The 1,194-nt window shown below is 66.2% G+C and carries 1 protein-coding gene; it reads right to left on the bottom strand.

Annotation, left to right across the window (positions count from 1 at the left end; all coding sequences use genetic code 11):
• Position 1: 1 nt before the first annotated feature.
• Positions 2 to 1,192, bottom strand: coding sequence for an elongation factor Tu (gene tuf / locus ACTIFU_RS23790; protein WP_439580805.1), 1,191 nt, complete (start codon positions 1,190 to 1,192; stop codon positions 2 to 4).
• Positions 1,193 to 1,194: the final 2 nt, after the last annotated feature.

The raw sequence follows: 1,194 nt of genomic DNA, 5'->3' as shown, positions 1-1,194 counted from the left end.
GTCACTGCACGATCTTGGTGACGACGCCGGCGCCGACGGTGCGGCCGCCCTCGCGGATGGCGAAGCGCAGACCCTCGTCCATCGCGATCGGCGCGATCAGCGTCACCTCCATCCGCACATTGTCCCCAGGCATCACCATCTCGGTGCCCTCGGGCAGCGTCACCACACCCGTCACGTCGGTCGTGCGGAAGTAGAACTGCGGACGGTAGTTGGTGAAGAACGGCGTGTGACGCCCGCCCTCCTCCTTGGTCAGGATGTAGGCCTCCGCCATGAACTTGGTGTGCGGCGTGATCGACCCGGGCGCCGCCAGAACCTGACCCCGCTCCACGTCCTCGCGCTTGGTGCCGCGCAGCAGCGCGCCAATGTTGTCCCCCGCCTCGCCGCTGTCCAGCAGCTTGCGGAACATCTCCACCCCCGTCACCACCGTCTTCGTGGTCGGACGCAGGCCGACGATCTCAACCTCGTCGCCCACCTTCACGATGCCCCGCTCGATCCGACCCGTCACCACCGTGCCCCGGCCCGAGATCGAGAACACGTCCTCGATCGGCATCAGGAACGGACGGTCCTTCGGACGGTCAGGCTGCGGGATATACGCGTCCACCGCATCCATCAGCGCCAGCACCGACTGCTCGCCGATCTCCGGCGTCTTGTCCTCCAACGCCGCCAGCGCCGAGCCCTTGATCACCGGAATGTCGTCGCCAGGGAACTGGTACGACTTCAGCAGCTCCCGAACCTCGAGCTCCACCAGCTCCAGAAGCTCCGGGTCGTCCACCATGTCCACCTTGTTCATGAACACCACCAGCGCCGGCACGCCCACCTGGCGCGCCAGCAGGATGTGCTCGCGCGTCTGCGGCATCGGACCGTCGGCCGCCGACACCACCAGGATCGCCCCGTCCATCTGCGCCGCACCCGTGATCATGTTCTTCACGTAGTCCGCATGACCCGGGCAATCCACATGCGCGTAGTGACGCGCCTTCGTCTCGTACTCCACATGCGCCGTCGAGATCGTGATCCCGCGCGCCTTCTCCTCCGGCGCCTTGTCGATCTGGTCGTACGCCGTGAACGTCGCACCACCCGTCTTCGCCAGCACCTTCGTGATCGCCGCCGTCAGCGACGTCTTGCCATGGTCCACGTGACCAATCGTGCCGATGTTGCAGTGCGGCTTCGTCCGCTCAAACTTCGCCTTCGCCATGG

This window comes from Elioraea sp., from assembly GCF_051860475.1.
Lineage (GTDB): Bacteria > Pseudomonadota > Alphaproteobacteria > Acetobacterales > Acetobacteraceae > Elioraea.
Note: the sequence above shows the minus strand (reverse complement) of the source record. Positions and strands in the feature narration are given on the sequence as shown.